The following is a 21,170-nucleotide window of genomic DNA, read 5'->3' as shown; positions in this document are numbered from 1 at the left end:
GAAGTTCTGTCTTTTGCGTCCATGCTCCGCCCTCCAGCCCGGCGGTCGATGCCCGCCGCCCCTTGAAGCGCTCCCAGGACCTCGAAGTTCTGTCTTTCACACCCATGCTCCGCCCTCCAGCCCGGCGGTCGATGCCCGCCGCCCCCCCATTGATCGGCGCTCTTTCAGCGCTCCAACGCATCCAGCACCTTCACGGCCTGCCACGCCGCGTCCACTTGATGCACGCGCACCATTTGCGCCCCGCGCCTCAATGCCGCGGCGATGCAGCCGATCGTCCCCGCATCGCGGTCCTTCGGCTCGGGAAGATCCAGCACTTCGCCGATGACCGTCTTGCGGCTCACCGGCACCAGAATAGGCCGCCCGAATCGTTGCAGCCGCTCCAGCTCGCGATACACGGTCAGGTTGTCGTCGCGCTGCTTGGCGAAGTCGATGCCGGGATCGAGCACGATCCGCTCGTCAGCCAGCCCCGCCTTTTCGGCGAGGTCGATCTTTTCCGCGAAGAAGCGCTCCATCGCGCCCGTCACGTCGTCCCACTGCTGGTGCAGGTGGGGCACCTTCGGTTCGCCGACGGTGTGCATGATCAGCAGCGAGGCCCCGTGCGCCGCGCACAGCCGCGCGTTGCGATCCTCGGGCAGGCCGCCCATGTCGTTGACCAGCTCCACGCCGCACGGCAGCACGGCCGCAACCACCTCCGGCCGCCAGGTGTTGGCGGAAACGACGGGCGGCCAGACTTGGGCGGAATCTTTCGGCATCGCCGCGGCCACCGTTTCGGGCCAACGCCGGAGGAACTCCGAGAAACGCCGTACTTCCTCCTCCACCGCCACCGCGGCGCGGTTGGTGCGGGCGCTTTCCGCGCCGATGTCGATCACGTCCGCTCCGCTCTCGGCGGCGGTCTTCGCCTGCGCGAGGGCCGCGTCGATGTCGAGCGTGCCGTCACCGGAAAAGGAGTCGTCGTTGACGTTCACGATCCCCATCACCAGCGGGCGGCGGGGAAAGCGGATCTCCCGGTGCGGCAGCTTCCAGATCACCTCATTCCTCGAAGTGCTCCTCCAGCCAGTCGTGCAGCGCGCCGACGACCTTGCCGTAGGTTTCCTCGCTGAACATGTGGCCGACGCCCTCCACCTTGACCAGCAGCTTGGGATCGGCCGCGGCCTCGTAGGCGTCCTCGCTGTCGGAGAGCGGCACCACGTCATCATCAGTGCCGTGGATCAAAAGATAAGGCGCCTCGATCTGCTCGGCTTCGAGCAGCAGGTCGCCGATCAGCTCCAGATCGCGCACGAACTCGGAGGACAGCGGGCAATCCTTTTCATCCCACATGAAGCCCTCGTCGGGCGTCACGTCACCGAACTCCCGCTCGACGAACTCGCCGGTGTGGACCATGCCGGCCAGGGTCGCCAAGACCTTGATCCGCGGCTCTTCCACGGCGGTCATGATGCCCACCGCGGCGCCCATGCTGTGGCCGATGTAGGCCAGCTCGATGTCCTCCGGCAGTGCGGCGATGACGTCGGCCAGATCCTCGACCTCCTTGGTGATGTGCGACTCGCGGAAGTCACCCTCCGATTTGCCGTTTCCGGAAAAAGAAAACCGCAGGCAGGGCCATCCCCTGGCGGCAAGGCCGTCGGCGACCGCCTTGAGCAGTGGCCGGTCCTTGTTGGCGGTGACCCCGTGGCCGATGATCACCAGCTTGCCTTCCTGCGTTCCCGGATGAAACGCGCTGTCGAGCTTCTCGCCCTGCCTGTTTTTGAATTCCGTCCCCTCAATCATTGCTACGTCCGGGGAAAGTCAGCTCCGCCACGGCGCTCTTGTCCAGCTCTCCTCGACCCAGATCGATCAGTTTCCGATATTGGGCCTCGGTCGCCTTCGAGAGCGGCACCAGCACGCCGGCGTCATCGGCCAGCGAGTTGGCGATGCGGCTGTCCTTGGCCGCGTGCGCGGCGGAGAAAAAACAGTCGTGATCGCGCGAAATCATGTCATCGCCATCGGTCTCCAGCACCCGCGAGTGGGCACCGGTCTGGGAAAAGACTTCCTTCAGCATCTCGAGGTCCAGCCCCAGCGCCTCGCCCAGCCCCAGGCCTTCGGCAAGAGCCGCGGTGTTGATGTTCATCACCATGTTGACCAGCGCCTTCACCTTGGCGGCAGTGCCGGTCGGGCCGATGTAAAGCAGCGACTTCGAGAGGTCCTCCAGCAACGGTTCGACCCTCTCGAAGGTCGCCTTTTCGCCACCGATCATCAGGTAGAGCGTGCCCTCGCGCGCCTGGGTGATGCTTGACGCCATGCAGGCTTCCAGCGACCTCGCGCCGGCTTCGTTGCAGGCGATCGCGATCTCCTCATGTACCACCGGTGCGACGGTGGCGCAGTTGATGAAGACTTTACCCTCGGCGTCGGTGAGCAACTGGTCGGCGGCGAAAATCGCGCGCATCGCGGCGTCATCGGTCACCACCGTCACGATGACGTCCGACTCCTGCGTGACCTCCGCCAACGAGGCCGCAACCTTGGCTTCCAGCTCCTTCGCGAGTTCCTCGGCGAGTTCCGGCACCACGTCGAAGACGATGCTCACCGTGTAGCCGCAGTCCTTCATCCGCCGCGCCATGTTCGCGCCCATCCTGCCGAGTCCGACGACTCCGATCCGTTGCGTTTTCATCTCGAAAAAACCCTGTGCCCCAAGCCGCCGGTTTGTCCACGAAAAGGCGGCCACGGGTCAGTCAACCACGCGGCATTTTCGAGCGACCTCGGCCCACGGGAAATCCTCGCGAAGCATGCGCGCCAGCCACGGGTCGTTTTCCGGCAGGCGGTTCGCGGCAGCGAACCGTTCCGGCCGGGTGATGCGGGTGAAAAGCACTCGCTTGCAATCGCTTCGTGGCACGGATTTCACGCCGTAGCCGCCCGGTTGGTTGCTCGACCAGAAGCGGACCGAGCCGGCATCGTGCCCGAGGTAGACGACGTGGTGACCCCGCTCGCGGCGGCCGATTTCGTCGCCCCACCAGATCTTGAGGAAATCGCCGGGCCGTGCCTTTTCCCACGAGGTAAAATTCACGCCCGCTCCGAGGTCCGCGACCAGCTTGGCGGCACCGGGGCCGTTGGCATTCCAGCGCCCGAAAATGCCGTGACCGTCCTGATGGTCGATCACCGGCAACAACGCTTCGTTTCCGCGATCGAGCGCCTCCAGCAGCACCAGATAGGTCGCCCCGGAGCAGAAGCTGGGCTTGGCGCGGCCGGGGGTGACGCGGACCTGGCCGGCCTCGATCCGGCAGGCGCCGGGCAAGAGGTTCTTGGTGGCGTCACTGCCATCGTAGCCACCGCCGGCCGGCATCGACTTCACCGCCGCGAGAACCTTCGCGTTGAAATCCGGTCCCTCGCCCGCCGCCACATTCGCGCAGCCGCTCGCCAACACCACCGCCGAAACCATCGCCATCCATCTCGCCATCATGTGCCGGGATCAAAGCGTTGATGCCGGGCCTTCGCGAGTGAATTGAAGAGCCTTAGAGTGCAGAGATTCATCTCCGCTTTCCGGCACCCTCCCTCCGGCCCCGGCGAGCGGCGATTCATCGCCCCCGGTCTCGCGGCAATGAATTGCCTCCCGAAAGCGACGATGAATCGTCGCAGTCCAATACGCATTTCCCGCTTTGCGACCGCCGGGGTGATCCGCTTGGATGGCCGTCCTCATGAAAATCGAAACGCTCTGCCTTCACGGCGGCCACACGCCCGACGCCGTCACGAATTCGCGCGCGGTGCCGGTCTACCGCACCGCCTCCTACGTTTTCAACAGCACCGAGCACGCCGCGAACCTGTTCGCCCTGCGCGAATTGGGAAACATCTACACGCGGCTGATGAACCCGACCACCGACGTGTTGGAGAAACGCGTCGCTTTGCTCGAAGGAGCCCACGAACTCGCCGGGCTGGGTCATGCCTCCGGCACGGCGGCCATTTTCAACGCGGTCGTCAACCTCGCCGAGGCGGGCGACAACATCGTCTCCGCCCGCAACCTCTACGGAGGCACCTACACGCAGTTCAACGATCTTCTGCCGAAGCTCGGCATCCAGGTGAAGCTGGTCGATTCCACCGACCCCGAGAATTTCGCCGCGGCGATCGATGGCAAAACGCGCGCCCTGTTCTGTGAGACGGTCTCCAACCCGGCGCTCGAGATTTCCGACCTCGACGCAATCGGCGACATCGCCAAAGCGCACGGCATCCCCCTGATCGTCGACTCCACCTTCTCAACGCCCTTCCTGACCCGGCCGCTCGACCACGGGGCGGACATCGTGGTCCACTCGTTGACCAAGTGGTTCGGCGGGCATGGCACGGCGATCGGCGGGATCGTGGTCGATTCCGGCCGCTTTCCCTGGTCCGGCGGCAAGCACCCGCTCTACGACGAGCAGGACCACTCGTATCACGGCCTGCGCTGGGGCCACGACCTGCCGGACGCGTTGGCGCCTCTCGCCTACATCCTGCGCATGCGCACCGTGCCGCTGCGCAACCTCGGTGCGTGCATCGCACCGGACAACTCGTGGTTCCTGCTCCAGGGCATCGAGACGCTGCCATTGCGGATGGAGCGCCATTGCCAGAACGCGCTGGCGGTGGCGAAGCACCTCAAGGACCACCCGAAAGTCGAGTGGGTACGCTTTCCCGGACTGGAGGACGATCCCGAGTTCGCGCGGAACAAAAAATATCTCAAGGGCATGGGCGGCTCGATGGTCGTCTTCGGCATCAAGGGCGGCGCGGACGGAGGGAAGAAATTCATCGAGTCGCTGAAGCTGTTCTCCCACCTCGCGAACGTCGGCGATGCGAAGTCGCTGGCCATCCACCCGGCCACCACGACCCACAGCCAGCTCAGCGAGGAGCAGCAGAAGGCGGGCGGCATTCCGCCGGAAATGATCCGCCTGTCCGTGGGCCTGGAGCACATCGACGACATCCTCGCCGACCTCGACCAAGCGCTGGGTTAAGAGGATCCTCGGCTTTCCAGCTCAGGGCTTGAGTCCCCCGGCCCAGGGCTCAGAGCTCAGAGCTCAGAGCTCAGAGCTCAGGGCTCTTGGCTCAGGGCTCAGGGCTCAGGGCTCTTAGCCCTTGGCTCTTGGCTCTTGGCTCTTGGCTCTTGGCTCTTGGCTACCGGCTACCGGCTACCGGCTACCGGCTACCGGCTCCTGGCTCCTGGCTTCCGGCTTCCGGCTTCCGGCTTCCGCCCCGGAGGGGCATCGGAGATTAGCCGGTGGCGCCAGCCACCGGTTTCCGACGCCTCGAGAAAAGCCGCCCCGGAGGGGTGGTGGAGACGCCTCACCAAAGAAACCGCTCGTCGAATTCCACCCCACTTCGCCTCAACAGCTCGACGTATTCTTCCTGAAAACCCCGCCTGCGATGATGCTCGTCCTGGCGGGCGATGTAATCTTTCACCGTCTCCCGCTGCGACGGGCTCACGGTGAAAGCGCCGTAACCTTCCTGCCAGGTGAAGCCTCGGTCGCCGATTTCCTCGTGAACCCAGCGGGAAGACACCGATTTCACGTCGCGGACCAGATCCGCGAGGGAAGTGGTGGCCTTGAAGCCGAGCAGGAGATGCACGTGATCTCCCACTCCGCCGATCGCCTCGGGGACGGCATGGGAGGTTCTCGCTACCCCGCCCATGAATCCGTGGAGGCGGTCGCGCCATGCAGGGGCGATGCGGTTGATCCGGTCCTTCGTGGAGAACACGACGTGGACGTGGAGGGATAGATGCGTCGAGGGCATGGCGTTTCCAGCACCCCTCCGGGGCGCAGGGATGGTTCTAACCGATTCCGGTGGCTCGCGCCACCGGCTAATTTCCGATGCCCCTCCGGGGCGGAGAAGCTCATCCTTGGTCCTTGGTCCTTGGTCCTTGGTCCTTGGTCCTTGGTCCTTGGTCCTTGGTCCTTGGTCCTTGGTCCTTGGTCCTTGGTCCTTGGTCCTTGGTCCTTGGTCCGTAGTCCGTAGTCCGTAGTCCGTAGTCCGTAGTCCGTAGTCCGTAGTCCGTAGTCCGTAGTCCGTAGTCCGTAGTCCGTAGTCCGTAGTCCGTAGTCCGTGGGCCGTGGGCCGTGGGCCCCTGGTCCCTGGTCCCTGGTCCCTGGTCCCTGGTCCTCGGTCCTCGGTCCTCGGTCCTCGGTCCTCGGTCCTCGGTCCCTCGATACCATCTGATATCCACGATTTCCGTTCTCGCATCTCCAACAAAAAACCCGCTGCCCTGATGGACAGCGGGTTTTGAAGGGGTTGGCTCGGGAGAGGAAATCCGCTGCCAGGCTTACTTGGCCGCGCGGCGCTCTTCCTCCCGCTTCTTGGCGGCGGCGATGACCTCGTCGGAGACGTTCTTCGGGCACTGCGAGTAGTGCGCGAACTCCATCGAGAACTGGCCACGACCGGAGGTCATGGTGCGCAGGTCGCCGATGTAGCCGAACATTTCGCTCAGCGGAGCCTCGGCCTTGACGCGCACGCCGGTGGGCGTCGGCTCCTGGCCCTGGATCATGCCCCGGCGGCGGTTGAGGTCGCCGATCACGTCGCCGACCTTTTCCTCGGGAATGAACACATCGAGCTTCATGATCGGTTCGAGGATCTGCGGGCCCGCCTTCGGCATGGTCTGGCGGTAGGCGGCCTTGGAGGCGATTTCGAAGGCGATGGCCGAGGAGTCGACGGCGTGGAAGCCCCCGTCGGTCAGCGTGACCTTGAAGTCGAGGCAGGGGTAGCCGGCGAGCGGGCCCTTATCGATCGAGTTCTTGAAGCCCTTCTCAACGGCCGGGATGTATTCCTTCGGCACGTTGCCGCCGACGACCGACGACTCGAACACGAAGCCGGCACCAGCTTCGAGCGGCTCGATGGTGTAGTCGATCTTGGCATACTGGCCGGAGCCGCCGGACTGCTTCTTGTGGGTGTAGCTGTCGGATACCGGCTTGGTGATGGTTTCGCGGTAGGCGACTTGGGGCTTGCCGACCTCGACCTCGACCTTGTGGGTGCGCTTCAGGATGTCGACCTTGATGTCGAGGTGAAGCTCGCCCATGCCCTTGAGGATGGTCTCGCCGGTTTCCTCGTCGGTTTCGACGCGGAACGACGGGTCCTCGGCGACCATCTTGCCGATGGCGACGCCCATCTTCTCGGCGTTGGCCTTGTCCTTGGCGGCGACCGCCACGGAGATGACGGGCTCGGGGAAAACCATCGGCTCGAGGGTGGCCGGGTTTTTCTCGTCGCAGAGCGTGTGCCCGGTCTGGACGTTCTTGAGGCCGACGATGGCGATGATGTCGCCCGCTTGGGCGGAATCGATCTCGTTGCGGTCGTTGGCGTGCATTTCCACCATGCGGCCGACGCGCTCGGTCTTGCCGGTGAAGCTGTTGAGGATGGTGTCCCCCTTCTTGAGGGTGCCCGAGTAGATGCGGGTGAAGGTCAGGGCGCCGAAGCGGTCGTCCATGATCTTGAAGGCCAGCGCGCGAAGCGGACCGGCGGCATCGACGGTGGCGAACTTGCCGGTCTCGTTGCCTTCCTCATCGACTTCCGGCTGGGGCTCGACCTCGGTCGGGCTCGGGAGGTAGTCGACGACGGCGTCGAGGAGGTTCTGCACGCCCTTGTTCTTGAAGGCGGAACCGCAGTAGGTCGGGAAGAAGTCGAGCGCGATGGTGCCCTTGCGGATGCACTTCTTGATGGTGGCGATGTCCGGCTCCTCGCCCTCGAGGTACTTTTCCATCACCTCGTCGTCCTGTTCGACGGCGGTCTCGATGAGTTCCGCGCGATACTGCGCGGCCTTCTCCTTCATGTCGTCGGGGATGTCCTTGACCTCGTAGTTTTCGGGCAGGCCGCTGTCGTCCCAGTAGTAGGCCTTTTCCTCGAGCAGATCGACGACGCCGACGAAGTCGCTCTCGGTGCCGATCGGCAGGACCATGACGAGCGGCTTGGCGCCGAGCACGTTCTTGACCTGCTCGACCACGCGATAGAAGTCGGCGCCGATGCGGTCGAGCTTGTTGACGTAGATGATCCGGGCGACTTCCGAATCGTTGGCGTAGCGCCAGTTGGTTTCGGACTGGGGCTCGACGCCGCCGGAACCGCAGAACACGCCCACGCCACCGTCGAGCACCTTCAGCGAGCGGTAGACCTCCACGGTGAAGTCGACGTGGCCGGGGGTATCGATGATGTTGAAGCGGAAGGGATCCTTCTCCCACTGGCGGTCCTTGCCGGGCCAGAAGCAGGTGGTGGCGGCGGATTGGATGGTGATGCCGCGTTCCTGCTCCTGCTCCATGAAGTCGGTGGTGGCGGCACCGTCGTGGACCTCGCCCAGCTTGTGGATCTTGCCGGTGAGCTTGAGAATCCGCTCGGTCGTCGTGGTCTTGCCGGCATCGACGTGGGCGAAGATGCCGATGTTGCGATATTTGCTGAGGTCGGTCATGGCGTCCGTAGAGGTTTGAAAACGAGCAAGTCCGCTCGCGAGTGCGCGGATTTAGCGGACGGAGCGGATTTGGCAACCCCGGACTCAGGAATTCCCGCCGCTTTCGTGCCCTCACCTCCGCGCTTTTCCAAACGTCCCTCTGCATGCAGCACGCATGACGAACCGCCCCCTCGCGATGCGGATTGCACCCTCCAAGCCAACCCGGCCGAGGTCAGCCCGAGGAAAGCGGGTCTTTCAAGCCGTGGCACATCCTGTGCGAGTCGGCTCGGCATGATGGGCTATACCATTGCGATCATCGCCGCGATCGTCGTCCTACTGATGATTGCGGGCCTTTGCCTCGTGGGCGGCACCCGCCGCAGTGGCATCGAAGGCCAGAAACCGGGCGCCAACGGCAACCACGGCCTGACCCGCGAAGAGCCGCACAACGAAGGCGCCACCATGCCGCTGGCCCGGGAGAGCCGGGAAAAAGCATGACCTTTCCGCAATGAGCGCCGCCCCGCAGGTCACCATCGATGGCCAACGCCACGCCGCCCGCCGCGGCGAGACCATCCTTTCCCTCATCAACCGCCTCGGGCTCGAGCTGCCGCAAGTCTGCCACCATCCCTCCCTGGGCCCGCTCCAGACCTGCGATACGTGCATGGTCGAGGCTGACGGCAAGCTTGTCCGCGCCTGCGCCGCCACCGTTTCCGACGGCATGTCGGTGAACCTCGCCGACTCCCTCGGCGCCCGCCGGGAGGCCATGCAGCGGCTGATCGCCAATCACGAGCTCTACTGCACGATCTGCGACTACAACAACGGCGACTGCGAGGTCCACAATGCCGCCGACATGCTCGGCCTCCAGCACCAGAAGTATCCCTTCACCCGGAAGGGCCACGCGCTCGACGAGAGCAACCCGTTCTATCGCTACGATCCCGACCAGTGCATTCTCTGCGGCCGCTGCGTCGAGGCCTGCCAGGACATCCAGGTCACCGAGACCCTGAGCATCGACTGGACCATGGAAAAGCCGCGCGTCCTCTGGGACGGCGGCCGCGAGATCAACGACTCGTCCTGCGTCAGCTGCGGCCACTGCGTCACCGTCTGCCCCTGCAACGCCCTCATGGAAAAGTCCATGGACGGCCACGCCGGGCATTTCACCTCCGCCGCGCCTGCGGCGAAACGGAAGGCCATCGAGCTGGTGAAATTCTCCGAGAAATTCACCGGCCTCGGTCCGCTCTTCGCCGCCTCGAAGGCCGAAGCCACCGCCCGCGACGCCTCCGTCAAGCAAACCAAGACCGTCTGCACCTACTGCGGCGTCGGCTGCTCCTTCGACGTCTGGACCACCGGCCGCCACATCCTGAAAATCCAGCCCCGCCCCGAGGCCCCCGCCAACGGCATCTCCACCTGCGTGAAGGGCAAGTTCGGCTGGGACTTCGTCAACAGCCCCGACCGCCTGACCCGCCCGCTGGTCCGTCGCGGCGGGAAATTCACGCCCGTCAGCTGGGGCGAGGCCCTTTCGGAAACCGCCCGCCGCCTGCGCGCGATCGCCGACGAGCATGGGCCCGACAGCGTCGGCTTCATTTCCTCATCGAAGACCACCAACGAGGAAGCCTACCTGCTGCAGAAGATGGCGCGCGCCGTTTTCGGCACCCACAACATCGACAACTGCGCCCGCTACTGCCAGAGCCCCGCCAGCAAAGGCCTCTCGCGCACCGTCGGATACGGCGCGGACTCGGGCACGATGAATGACATCGAAAAGGCCGACCTGGTCGTCATCGTCGGCTCGAACACCGCCGTCTCCCACCCCGTCCTCGCCGCCCGCATCAAGCGCCGCGTGAAGCTCCACGGCCAGCGCCTCATCGTCTCCGACCTCCGCGAGCACGAAATGGCCCGCCGCGCCCACCATTTCCTCCGGCCCGAGCCCGGCACGGACATGATCTGGATGAATGCCGCCGCGAAACACATCCTCGACCAAGGCTGGGAAGACCGCGGTTTCATCGAAAAAAACGTCAACCGCTTCGACGAATACCGGAAAAGCCTCGAGCCCTTCACCCTCGAGTACGCCGCGCATCGTACCGGGCTCCCGGAGGAAACGATCCGGACGGTCGCGCGGGAAATCGCCGAAGCCGGGAGCGTCTGCGGCTTGTGGGCGATGGGCGTAACCCAGCACGTCGGCGGCACCGACACCTGCACCGCCTTCTGCAACCTGCTCCTCCTCACCGGCAACTTCGCCAAGCCAGGCACCGGCGGCTATCCGCTGCGCGGCCACAACAATGTCCAGGGCGTCTCCGACTTCGGCGCCCTCTACAACTACTTCCCCGGCTACCACAAGGTGACCGACGACGCCACCCGCGCTCGCTTCGAAAAGGCCTGGGAAACCAAGCTCCCCTCCGAGCCCGGCCTTAACAACACCACCATGATCGAGGCCGCCCATGCGGGCAAACTGAAGGCCCTCTACGTCGTCGGCGAGGAACTCAGCCTGGTGGATGGCAACGCCCACTGGGTCCAGGAAGCCCTGCGGAAAATCGATTTCCTCGTCGTTCAGGACATCTTCATGTCGACCACGGCGCACTTCGCCGACGTCGTCTTCGCCGCCGCGCCGTCGCTTGAAAAGGACGGCACTTTCGTCAACACCGAACGCCGCATCCAACGCCTGCACGAGGTCTTCCCGCCGCTCGGGGACAGCCGGCCCGACTGGCGCATCGTCTGCGACCTCGCCAAGCACCTCGGGCACGACTGGAACTACGACAGCCCCAGTAGCATCATGGACGAGGTCGCTTCCCTCACCCCCGAGTTCGCCGGCGTCAGCTACGAGCGCCTGGAGGGCTACGGTTCGCTGTGCTGGCCCGTCGCCGAAGACGGCCGTGATTCCCCCCTGCTCTATCAGGATGGCTTCCACACCGCCGACGGCCGCGCGACCTTCCACCCCGTCGATTTCAGCGAGCCCCTCCACCAGCGCGACGAGACCTTCACCCTCCACCTCAACAACGGCCGCGTGCTCGAGCATTTCCACGAGGGCAACATGACCAAGCAATCGCCCGGCCTGCTGTCGAAGGTCACCGCCGCCTACCTCGACATGGCCGCCGCCGATGCCCGATCGCACGGGCTCGAGGAAGGCGACTTCGTGCGCGTCACTTCGCCTTTCGGGGAGGTGAACACCCAGGTCGTCATCACCGGCGAGGTCCGGGAGGGCGAGCTCTATCTGCCCATCTGCTCGACGCACGAGCGGGTCAACTACCTCACCTCCAGCGACACCGACCCGGTCGTCGACACCCCCGTTTACAAAGAGATGTCCGTGAAGCTCCACAAGCTCGGCCGCAAGGGCCGCTCACCCATGTCCCACGGCAACCCGCGCTTCGGGAAGCCCACCCCGCAGGTCGGTGTGAAGGTCGAGAAAAAGTGGCACCGCAGCGACTACATCGAACCTCCGCGGGACCGCCCCGAGAAAGGAAACGTCTGATGGCTCAGGAACTCGACTACCAAGCTCCCCCAGCCCGCCTCCCCGGAGCGCACGCGGAGTGGGAGCATCTGCTCCAGACGCTCCATGAAACCGGGGCCCTGCGGACGATGACCGACTTCACCGCCCGTGCCGACAAGGTGATGGAGGTGGCGCTCGACCAGCTTAACTCGGACTCCGGTCGAAAGCTCATCTCCGCCGTCCTGGCGCTTGGAAAAGTCCTCACCGAACTCCCACCCGACGGTTTGGAGCGCCTTACCCACGGCGTCCGCGAGGGCCTCGGCGAAAGCCGCGACTCTCTCGAGGGCGACCCCCCGGGGACCCTCGCGCTGGTCCGCATGCTCCACGAGCCCGAGACCCGCCGCGCGATCGGTGGCCTGCTCGCCCTGCTCCGCGGTGTCGGCCGCCATCTCCACCCACCGAGCGACGAATCATAGCGCACGTTCCGGCGAGCATTTCGCACGGCCCCGCCCCCTGCTGAGGGCGCGCGGACGGCCCCCGTGGGTTCGGCATTGCTCCTGCGGAGAGGTCCGCATGAGTGCACCCGCCCACCCGCTGCCGAATCCGAACGAGATCTCGCGCGAGGATCGCGAAGCCATCAAGCGCAGCCAGAGGATCTACCTGCTCGTCGGCCTCATCCTCTTTTGCGGGACCATCGCCACCGCCGCCGTCGCCACCATCCCCTGGCTCGATGTCGGAGAGCACGGCTTCGACAAGTGGGACTGCCTGCTCGGCCTCGCCATCGCCGTGACCAAGGCGTCGTTCGTCGCCGCCGTGTTCATGCACCTGAACCATGAAAAGAAGCTGGTCTATTTCCTCCTCGGCCTGGGTGCCATCCACGCCGCCGGCGTTTTCATCGGCACCGGCTGGCATTTCGCGAACATGATCCACAACGACTACTTCTACCAAGCCCCCATCGCGCCCGAGTCGGACAACATCACCCACAACCACTGACCTTTCTGTTCTCGACGGCGAATCCGCCGGCCGCCCAAGCTCCGCCCGTGGAAACCCCGCTGCTCGCCGTCGATGGCATCGTCAAACGCTTCGGTGACTTCACCGCCGTCGATGGAGTGACCCTCCACGTCCGCCCCGGGGAAACCGTCGGCCTGCTCGGTGTCAACGGCGCCGGCAAGACCACGTTGATGAACATGATCCTCGGCCTGATCACGCCGACTGAGGGCAGCATCCGCGCCTTCGGGCTGGACCTCGCCAGGCATCGGCTGGAAATCCTCCAGCGCACCAATTTCTGCACCACCTACGCCACCCTTCCGGGCAACCTGAAGGTGCACCACAACCTCGAAATCTTCGCCCGCCTCTACGGCGTGAAAAACCCGAGACGCAAGGTGGCCGAGCTGCTGGAGCTGCTGGAAATCGAGCGCCTCCGCGACAAGGTGACCGGCCAGCTTTCCGCCGGCGAAAGCACCCGCGTCAACCTCGCCAAGGCGCTCCTCAACGATCCCGAGCTGCTGCTGCTCGACGAGCCGACCGCCTCGCTCGATCCCGACATCGCCGACAAAGTCCGCAAGCTGGTCCGCCGCATCCAGCGCGACCGCCACCCGGCGATCCTCTACACCTCGCACAACATGCGCGACATCGAGGAGGTCTGCGACCGCGTCCTTTTCCTGCACGAAGGCACCATCCTCGCCGAAGGCACCGCGCAGGAAATCACCGAACGCTTCGCCGGCCGCGACCTCGACGAGGTGTTCATCAAGATCGCCCGCTCGGAGATCGGCGCCTAGCGCGAAAACCCGTGCAAGGCAGCTGATCTTCGACCGGCATCGCGAAAGAGCTTGCAGTTCACCGACATTCTGCATGGTATGCCTCCGATTTCCCCCGTTCGCTCATGCCCCACCTCTCATTCCTGTTCGTCCTTATAGTCGTAGCAACCTCCCCGGCCTTTGGTATATCTTCGGGAGAAACTGTATCTGGCACCATCGCTACCATTGGGGAAATCGATGAACTTGGTTTCACCGCCCTTGCGGGCCAACACATTCGGATTGGGATCCGCTCATTGGCGGACAATTACGCAGTCAGCATTTCCGGTGAATTACAGGCCCCCGACGGTGAAGTCGTTGGATCGGTAGCAACCACCTCCGGTGGCCTGATCTTTCACCAGGCGGAAAGCTTAGGAACTTACCGGATCCGATTGAGCGAGACCGGGGACAACAATACTGGCGCTTGGCAGGTGCAGCTTTTCCTCGGCAGTGGCACTTCCACCAGCGGCGACGATAGCGGCGAAATCACTAACGGTCAGGACATTTCCGGCAGCATGGATGTCGGCGATATCGACTCGTGGACGTTTTCCGCCGCCCGCGGGCGTCCGGTACGCATCGGATTTGGCGAAGTCAGTGCCGATAGCTACTTTGAACCCCGCCTCGAAGTTTTTGCCCCCAACGGGGAACTCCTCGACACCGATGTTGATAGCGTAGGGGCGGCCATCGCTTTTACTCCCGCCACAACTGGTGTCTATCGCGCGATATTGACAGAGCAACAGGGGAGCAGGTCCAACAGCTATCGAGTTTCGCTTGCCAACCTTGATGCCGCAGTCGCGTCCACCTCGGACAACGGGACGATCTCCAACGGCGACGAACTTCGCGGAACGATCCATTACGGAGATTTTGATATCTGGTCGTTTCAGGTTTCCGCCGGACAGGCGGTCCGTTTCGGAATGGGAGAGGTCAACCCGTCCAGCTACTTCTATCCCTTGGTGGAGGTGTTCGACCCGTCGGGCGCACGGGTCGGGGTGAAGGCGGCGGAAGTCGGTGCGTCGGTCGCGTTTACGGCGGGCCGAACCGGCACCTACACCGCGATTGTCAGTGAAAGCGGAAACGATGTAGAAAACTCCTACCGGGTCTTCTTAGCCTTGGGCGGAGTTGTTTCGACCGCGGATGCCCAAACTTTCGCGATCGGCAATGGGGAAGATCGCACGGGATTGTCAAACTATGGCGATTTTGATCTCGCGACGTTCGAAGTTTCCGCAGGCGAGGCAGTTCGTTTCGGCTACGGGGAGGTTTCACCTAGCTCCTATTTTGATCCATATCTTGAAGTTTTCGATCCCTCTGGTAATCGGGTCGCCAGCGATTTGGACGGGGTAGGTGCCTCGGTCTACTTCACGGCTGCGCAGGCCGGTGTTTACACCGCAATCTTTGCAGAGGACGGGTCCGACGTGGAGAATTCCTACCGTGTTTCGTTGGCAATCCCTTCTCGCGACTTTGAAGGCGAGCTGGGCGACAGCCTAGTGCCGAATGGTGGTGATGCGCGGGGTTCGCTGGACTACGGTGACTTCGACCAATGGAGGTTTCTAGCGGATGCCGGCCAAGCGGTGCGCCTGGGCCTCGGAGAAATCTCTCCAAATTCTTACTTCGCTCCGGCTCTCGAAGTCTATTCCCCCTCTGGAGCGCTCATCGCGTCTGACGTATCCTCGGTAGCTGCATCGGTCGCATTCACTGCGGTCGAATCGGGGGAATATCGAGCGGTCGTCTATGAATCCGGTACCGATGTGCAGAACTCCTACAGGCTCTCCTTGGCAGTCGCGGGCCGAGATGTCCCAGCGAGTCAAGACAGCGGCCCGCTAGCGAATGGTGTGACTGCATCGGGATTGCTTCATTACGGTGATTCCGACCTGTGGACATTCACAGTGGAAGCGGGAAAGACCGTGTGCTTCGGCTTCGGGGAAATCGCAGCAGACAGCTACTTCGAACCTCATCTAGAAATCTTCGACCCGTCAGGCACCCGTGTGTCGGATACTTATGGAGATCCCGGTATCCAGACAACATTCGTCGCAAGTGTCTCGGGAACCTACTCAGCGATCGTGAGCGAAGCCCAGCGCGAGCGGGAAAACTCCTATGAAGTCTCGTTGGTAGTTGCGAACTCGCCCTTCGAGACAACGGGACGTGAATTGACGGCCGGAGTCGCCCTGAACGGCGGCCTTCGAAACGGAAGCATCGCGCTCTATGCCTTCCGCGCCAACGCCGGTGACCAAATCTCTCTCGCCTTGGCGGAAGTCTCCGCCGACAGCTACTTCGATCCCCGGCTAGATGTATATTCCTCTGATGGCAACCTCATTTTAAGCAAGGTCGGAGGGGCATCGGTAGAGGGCGGTTTCGTCGCCATCGCTGGCGGCAACTACTTTGTTCTGGTGAGTGAGCAGGGGGCGAACCGCAGCGGTTCCTTCACCCTGACCGCAGATGGCTTTACTGGCGGCCCTGTGGTATTTGACCAGTCCGCGGTACCCGTGCTTTTCCTGCGTCCAATTGCTGGCGGGAGCATGATGCTGAGCTGGGAAGCCATTCCGAATTGGTCGCTAATGAATTCGGAAGACCTTCGCATTTGGAGCCCCGGACCAGATCCTGCGGTCAGTGAGGGTATCAACGAGATATTGATCGAACCGGACGGGACTGAGTTTTACCGATTGGAAAACAAATGAATCAACGTCCCGCCTCTTGAATAAGGGACGAATGCCGCGAGAACACTTTGATCATTCAGCACATTCTTAAACGCATGATTTACAGGACGACATGAAGCTCGCAACAAACAAGATCATAACGTTTATCTTGGCAATTTTATGGATCAGTGTTTCTTGCGGATTACTCCAAGGGTCAAGCTGTACTATCAGCGTCAATGGTTGGATTGGGAGCGGCGCGCTTTCAACCCCTGACGGAGATGATGTCGATTTTATGTCCACGACAAATTGGGGCAACTGCAGCAACGTCATAATACTACCAATAGAGGGTTTCCCGACAGTTTTCGGACCTATCCTATTTGTCGTCAACGGCAGTCCAACTGGACATTTTGAGGTTCCACATTCAGGCGCGGTTTTGAGTGAGGAATTCTCCACTCCTTCTTTAAGGATGGTGGCTTTCGACGGACCTTCCCGAATCACTCTAAAGTCAGGAGCACTCTTATCGACACCTTCAGCCAGAATCGGAATTCCACTGTCGATTTTCGAGATTCTAACAGCCGGTGAAATTGAAGACGCCGATCAATCACAATTTTTAACAGATTATATTCCTGAAGATGAAATTAAACGCTCCACCATTAACTTTGAAGGCGGACAAATTGCTGGAAGCTGGGAGTTTCTTGAGAACTCTGAAGTTAATATCTTGGCGAACCACACACAAGCTTCAGGCGTCTGGCACGGCACGATTGGGAACCTCAACGTCTCACCGGGAAAAACGTTTCAGGCAACGGATTCGCTTCCAACCATCATTTCGTTGAAGAACCGGGGGACGATTCGATTCCCGTCGGGCGGATCCACCTCCTCGATCGAGAATCTCGACAACCAAAACGGAACTATTGAAGTCGATGAAGATTCATCACTGTATCTTTCGAATACTTCGACGAGCAATGCCGGCGGAATGATCCGAATGCAACAGAATGGACAGCTCGGAATCTATTCCACCTCGGTCATCGACGGAGGAACGGTACACGGGGAGCCGGGCGCAAAGTTCATAGATGCAGGTAGTGACGAGGGCACCTTGAAGGACGTTGAGATCACCGGCGAGATCTCGGCGGGCTACCATACATCGATCGGACTGGCCGGGGCGATCGCCAACGACGGAGTGCTCGGGACCGTGGCGGACGAGTCATACGGAGGCTACCGAGTCGACGAGGGGATTACCGCTACCTTGACGGGTGCTGGTGACGTGACCTTGCGAAGAAATGGACATTTCATTGGAGGCGAAGGCACCTTGGTCAACGAGTCGAACACCATCCGGGGAACCGGCGAAATCTCGGTGGCTTCATTGGAGAACCAGGGCACCATCCAGCCGGAGGGCGGGACGATGTATTTAAGGAATACTACGGTGCTGGGAGTGGGCGGCACGGTCAAGATCGCTGGAGACGGACAGCTCGGAATCTATTCCACCTCGGTCATCGACGGAGGAACGGTACACGGGGAGCCGGGCGCAAAGTTCGTAGATGCAGGTAGTGACGAGGGCACCTTGAAGGACGTTGAGATCACCGGCGAGATCTCGGCGGGCTACCATACGTCGATCGGACTGGCCGGGGCGATCGCCAACGACGGAGTGCTCGGGACCGTGGCGGACGAGTCATACGGAGGCTACCGAGTCGACGAGGGGATTACCGCTACCTTGACGGGTGCTGGTGACGTGACCTTGCGAAGAAATGGACATTTCATTGGAGGCGAAGGCACCTTGGTCAACGAGTCGAACACCATCCGGGGAACCGGCGAAATCTCGGTGGCTTCATTGGAGAACCAGGGCACCATCCAGCCGGAGGGCGGGGCGATGTATTTAAGGAATACTACGGTGCTGGGAGTGGGCGGCACGGTCAAGATCGCTGGAGACGGACAGCTCGGAATCTATTCCACCTCGGTCATCGACGGAGGAACGGTACACGGGGAGCCGGGCGCAAAGTTCGTAGATGCAGGTAGTGACGAGGGCACCTTGAAGGACGTTGAGATCACCGGCGAGATCTCGGCGGGCTACCATACATCGATCGGACTGGCCGGGGCGATCGCCAACGACGGAGTGCTCGGGACCGTGGCGGACGAGTCATACGGAGGCTACCGAGTCGACGAGGGGATTACCGCTACCTTGACGGGTGCTGGTGACGTGACCTTGCGAAGAAATGGACATTTCATTGGAGGCGAAGGCACCTTGGTCAACGAGTCGAACACCATCCGGGGAACCGGCGAAATCTCAGTGGCTTCACTGGAGAACCAGGGCACGATTCGGCCAGAGGGTGGGGCGATAACCCTTGGGAATAGCACATCTTTCTCCCAAGCAACATCCGGCATCACCGATCTTCAAGGCGAGTTGCAGATCGCGAACTACGCGCCGGGCAGTGGAAGATTGACCGGCATAGGCAAGCTCAAGGGCGATGCCGATTTTTCCGGGATGCATGTCGCGCCGGGAAATGGCCCGGGAATTCTCACAGTGGAAGGCAATTCGACCTTCGCCGGAGATTCGGTGCTGGAGATCGAGATCGGCATGCCCTCTTCTTCGAATGCCGCCATCGCAAACGACATCCTCATCCAGGATGGCAACATTACACTGGCCGGCATCTTGGATGTCCGGTTGATTCCGGGCTACGAGCCATATGTGAATTCGGGACTGGCAATAACAATTGTTTCTACCCGTCTGTACACCGGTGGTTTTGCGGTTGCCGGCACCGATCCAGAATCTGGGGAGCCAGTATTTCTTCCGGCCTTCTCCAGTTCACCTCAAGGGTCGGTGACCGGGTTATTCTCAAACCTCGATTCCGAAGGACGATTACACACGTCCGATGGGCAGGGATCATTTCTCGTAACAATCACTGCAGACGCGGTAACTCTCAGTGATTTTCAGCCCGAAGTGGATCCCGAAATGACTCAAGAACTCGCTCTATCCGATGACGACGAGGACGGGGTTCCCTATGTTTTGGAATGGCTTTTTGGAAGTAATCCAAACCAGGCGGATTCGATAAAGGTCTTACATGCCAGCGGCTCAATGAGCGGTGCGGAACTATCGGTACTTTTCTCGGACCGGACTTTCGAACCGGAGGACAGCTTCATGACTTTTTCCTTCCGCGTGAGAAAAGAGCGCGGTGGAGTGATTCTCTTGCCGCAGGTATCTGTGAATCTCGCTTTCGAAGAAAGCCCCGACATCGAGGCGGTTTCCGTTAGCATCGTGGATGACGACCCGGGATATGAAGTCGTAACTTTTGCGCTAATTGCCACTACCGGCGCTCCTGTTCCTTCGATGGCATTTTTACGCATGGACGCGGACGTCAGCGGACTGCCCATTGGCCCGCTGGCGCCGACAATACCAGTCCCGCCGGTGGTTATTCCTCCAATCGTTCCTCCGGTCGTGGCGCCATCAGGATAACAATCCAAGCCTTGTGCGCACTCATGTTTCTCAAATGGCGGTTCGTGCTGATTCGCTAGGCCGTATACCCCCCACTTGCGGCTCTCGGGAAACCACCGCCGACTGGAATCGCGCCGCGAATTCATTTCCCGGATCTGAAAACCACAGGAGGACGAGGGCGTAAGGCTAGGGAATCCCTGTTTCTCCGCCATGAAACCCTACTGCCCCGGCAACCCGCTCGAACGCTACTCGTCCCGCCGCGAGTTCCTTTACGTCGGCCTCCTCGGGGGGCTCGGCCTCAGCCTGCCCGGCTTCCTTTCCCAGCGAGCCTCGGCCGCGCAGAAGTTCTACGAAACGGTCGAGGGACCGGCCAAGGGCATCATCCACATCTTCCTGCCCGGCGGGATGGCGCACCAGGAGTCCTTCGATCCGAAACCTTACGCCCCCGCGGAATACCGCGGGCCCTTTGGCGCGATCGATACCTCCATCCCCGGCGTCCAGTTCGGCGAAAAACTGCAGCACCTCGCGAAAATCGCGGACAAGACGACGATCATCCGCTCGATGTGGCATGGCGAGGCCGCCCACGAGCGCGGCACCCACAACATGTTCACCGGCTACCGCCCGTCGCCGGCGCTGGAGTATCCCTCGATCGGCTCCGTGATTTCCCACGAACTCGGCCCGCGCAACAACCTGCCGCCCTACGTCTGCGTGCCGAACGTGCCGAACGAGTATGCGAACTCCGGCTACCTGTCCTCCGCCTACGGCCCTTTCGCGCTCGGCTCGGATCCAGTCCGCGGCGACTTTCAGGTGCGCGACCTGAACCTGCCGAAAGGCGTCGATGACGAACGCTTCGCCCGCCGGCGCTCGTTGCTGGAAACGGTCGATCACCATTTCCGCAACCTCGAAAAGTCGGACTCGCTCGACTCGATGGACGCCTTCTACCAGCACGCCTACAAGCTGATCTCCTCGCAGAAAGCCCGCGAGGCTTTCAACCTCAAGGCCGAGCCGGACGAGCTGAAGGACCGCTACGGTCGCACCGAGGCCGGCCAGCGGATGCTGCTCGCCCGGCGTCTGATCGAGGGCGGCGTGCGCTTCGTTTCGCTCACCGCCGGAGGCTGGGACCACCACGACAACATCAAGGGCGGCATCGAACAGCAGCTCCCACCGGTCGATCAGGCGATCGCCGCGCTGATCAACGACCTCGACGAACGCGGCATGCTCGACAGCACGCTGGTCATGGTGACCTCCGAATTCGGCCGCACGCCGAAGATCAACCCCACCGGCGGCCGCGATCACTGGCCGCGCGTCTTTTCCGTGATGCTCGCCGGCGGCGGGGTGAAACGCGGGCATGTCATGGGTTCGTCCGACGCCCTCGGCGGTGAGGTCGATACCGATGGCGTGACCGTCGCCGACCTGGCCACAACCGTTTACCAGCAGATCGGCATCACCGCCGACAAGGAGCTGATGGCTCCCGGCAACCGCCCGATCGAGATCGTCGCGGGCGGCAACGTAATCGAGTCCATCCTCGCTTGAAGGAGCGCCGATCATGAGACCGGCAACCGCC

At 62.3% G+C, this 21,170-nt stretch carries 15 protein-coding genes; 9 read left to right on the top strand and 6 right to left on the bottom strand.

Annotated features, from left to right (window positions below; genetic code table 11):
- Positions 1 to 164 precede the first annotated feature (164 nt).
- From folP to ABXH26_RS10470, 4 genes are read right to left on the bottom strand one after another with little or no spacing between them, the layout of a single operon-like run.
- Positions 165 to 1,028, bottom strand: a complete 864-nt coding sequence (folP, locus tag ABXH26_RS10485; RefSeq protein ID WP_353567017.1) for a dihydropteroate synthase — start codon at positions 1,026 to 1,028, stop codon at positions 165 to 167.
- A gap of 1 nt (position 1,029) precedes the next feature.
- Positions 1,030 to 1,764 (bottom strand): alpha/beta hydrolase, encoded by a 735-nt coding sequence (locus ABXH26_RS10480; protein WP_353567016.1) that lies wholly within the window; start codon positions 1,762 to 1,764, stop codon positions 1,030 to 1,032.
- Complete coding sequence (locus tag ABXH26_RS10475; protein ID WP_353567015.1) at positions 1,757 to 2,695, bottom strand: NAD(P)-dependent oxidoreductase; 939 nt, start codon at positions 2,693 to 2,695, stop codon at positions 1,757 to 1,759. The genes ABXH26_RS10480 and ABXH26_RS10475 overlap by 8 nt, the downstream gene beginning before the upstream one ends.
- Positions 2,696 to 2,698: 3 nt before the next feature.
- Positions 2,699 to 3,427: a hypothetical protein gene (locus ABXH26_RS10470; RefSeq protein WP_353567014.1), complete on the bottom strand. Its 729-nt coding sequence runs from the start codon at positions 3,425 to 3,427 to the stop codon at positions 2,699 to 2,701.
- A gap of 235 nt (positions 3,428 to 3,662) precedes the next feature.
- Between ABXH26_RS10470 and ABXH26_RS10465 the strand changes: the two genes are divergently transcribed.
- The gene (locus ABXH26_RS10465; protein ID WP_353567013.1) at positions 3,663 to 4,940 is read left to right on the top strand and encodes an O-acetylhomoserine aminocarboxypropyltransferase/cysteine synthase family protein; all 1,278 of its coding nucleotides are present in this window, start codon (positions 3,663 to 3,665) and stop codon (positions 4,938 to 4,940) included.
- Positions 4,941 to 5,268: 328 nt separating this feature from the next.
- Here ABXH26_RS10465 and tnpA read toward each other — a convergent pair whose 3' ends face one another.
- Positions 5,269 to 5,715: an IS200/IS605 family transposase gene (gene tnpA, locus ABXH26_RS10460; protein ID WP_353567012.1), complete on the bottom strand. Its 447-nt coding sequence runs from the start codon at positions 5,713 to 5,715 to the stop codon at positions 5,269 to 5,271.
- Between the two features lie 526 nt (positions 5,716 to 6,241).
- The gene (fusA, locus tag ABXH26_RS10455; RefSeq protein ID WP_353567011.1) at positions 6,242 to 8,365 is read right to left on the bottom strand and encodes an elongation factor G; all 2,124 of its coding nucleotides are present in this window, start codon (positions 8,363 to 8,365) and stop codon (positions 6,242 to 6,244) included.
- Between the two features lie 270 nt (positions 8,366 to 8,635).
- Between fusA and ABXH26_RS10450 the strand changes: the two genes are divergently transcribed.
- The 8 genes from ABXH26_RS10450 (at position 8,636) to ABXH26_RS10415 (ending at position 21,139) form a co-directional block, all read left to right on the top strand.
- A complete protein-coding gene (locus ABXH26_RS10450) occupies positions 8,636 to 8,839 on the top strand; it encodes a hypothetical protein (protein ID WP_353567010.1) in 204 nt (67 codons plus the stop codon).
- Between the two features lie 10 nt (positions 8,840 to 8,849).
- Positions 8,850 to 11,801 carry a formate dehydrogenase subunit alpha gene (gene fdhF / locus ABXH26_RS10445; protein ID WP_353567009.1) on the top strand — a complete coding sequence of 984 codons (2,952 nt, stop codon included), beginning with the start codon at positions 8,850 to 8,852 and terminating at the stop codon, positions 11,799 to 11,801.
- Entirely contained in the window at positions 11,801 to 12,235 is a 435-nt protein-coding gene (locus ABXH26_RS10440) for a helical membrane plugin domain-containing protein (RefSeq protein WP_353567008.1), read from the top strand. The genes fdhF and ABXH26_RS10440 overlap by 1 nt, the downstream gene beginning before the upstream one ends.
- A 97-nt stretch (positions 12,236 to 12,332) precedes the next feature.
- Positions 12,333 to 12,752, top strand: coding sequence for a cytochrome C oxidase subunit IV family protein (locus ABXH26_RS10435; RefSeq protein ID WP_353567007.1), 420 nt, complete (start codon positions 12,333 to 12,335; stop codon positions 12,750 to 12,752).
- Positions 12,753 to 12,799: 47 nt separating this feature from the next.
- Complete coding sequence (locus ABXH26_RS10430) at positions 12,800 to 13,537, top strand: ABC transporter ATP-binding protein (protein WP_353567006.1); 738 nt, start codon at positions 12,800 to 12,802, stop codon at positions 13,535 to 13,537.
- A 104-nt stretch (positions 13,538 to 13,641) separates the two neighbouring features.
- Positions 13,642 to 16,224 (top strand): hypothetical protein, encoded by a 2,583-nt coding sequence (locus tag ABXH26_RS10425; RefSeq protein ID WP_353567005.1) that lies wholly within the window; start codon positions 13,642 to 13,644, stop codon positions 16,222 to 16,224.
- A 91-nt stretch (positions 16,225 to 16,315) separates the two neighbouring features.
- A complete protein-coding gene (locus ABXH26_RS10420) occupies positions 16,316 to 19,627 on the top strand; it encodes a hypothetical protein (RefSeq protein WP_353567004.1) in 3,312 nt (1,103 codons plus the stop codon).
- Between the two features lie 189 nt (positions 19,628 to 19,816).
- Positions 19,817 to 21,139 (top strand): DUF1501 domain-containing protein, encoded by a 1,323-nt coding sequence (locus ABXH26_RS10415; RefSeq protein ID WP_353567003.1) that lies wholly within the window; start codon positions 19,817 to 19,819, stop codon positions 21,137 to 21,139.
- The last annotated feature ends 31 nt before the right edge of the window (positions 21,140 to 21,170 follow it).

Origin of the sequence: Haloferula sargassicola (assembly GCF_040362925.1) — a bacterium.
Classification (GTDB): domain Bacteria; phylum Verrucomicrobiota; class Verrucomicrobiia; order Verrucomicrobiales; family Akkermansiaceae; genus Haloferula; species Haloferula sargassicola.
Note: the sequence above shows the minus strand (reverse complement) of the source record. Positions and strands in the feature narration are given on the sequence as shown.